Below are 699 nucleotides of genomic sequence, written 5' to 3' on the forward strand. Positions count from 1 at the left end.
GGTCCATGGCGGGAGCCTCGAACGCGAGAAGCCACTCGTAGTCGCCGAGCGCGAACGCCGGGACGGTGAGCAGGATGCCCATCCGCCAGATGCCCGTCGGGTGGAACTGGAAGAACTCCATGTCCTCCAGCGGCAGCCCGCGCCGCCATGCCGCCGCCTGGCCGTCGCCGGTCAGGGTGTGGGCGTTGGAGGACACCTTGTAGAACTTGCCGTTGCCGCCGGAGGCGAAGACGACGGCCTTCGCCTGGAAGACGTGCAGTTCGCCGGTGGCCAGCTCGTAGGCGACGACGCCGGCGGTCTTCTTGACCCCGTCGACCTCGGTGAGCAGCAGGTCCAGGACGTAGAACTCGTTGTAGAACTCCACGCCCTCCTTGACGCAGTTCTGGTACAGCGTCTGGAGGATCATGTGCCCGGTGCGGTCGGCCGCGTAGCAGGAGCGGCGCACCGGTGCCTCACCGTGGTTGCGGCTGTGCCCGCCGAAGCGCCGCTGGTCGATGCGGCCCTCGGGGGTGCGGTTGAACGGCAGGCCCATCTTCTCCAGGTCGAGGACGGAGTCGATGGCCTCCTTCGCCAGGATCTCGGCGGCGTCCTGGTCGACCAGGTAGTCGCCGCCCTTGACCGTGTCGAAGGTGTGCCACTCCCAGTTGTCCTCCTCCACGTTGGCCAGCGCGGCGGCCATGCCGCCCTGCGCGGCGCCGG

Annotated in this window: 1 protein-coding gene; it reads right to left on the reverse strand. The window is 68.8% G+C overall.

The genetic code is table 11. From position 1 onward, the window contains the following. Positions 1 to 699 (reverse strand): FAD-binding protein (locus tag ACWF62_RS20565; protein ID WP_452631275.1); only part of this gene is annotated, 699 nt, incomplete at both ends.

This window comes from Rhodococcus sp. NPDC054953, from assembly GCF_053609225.1.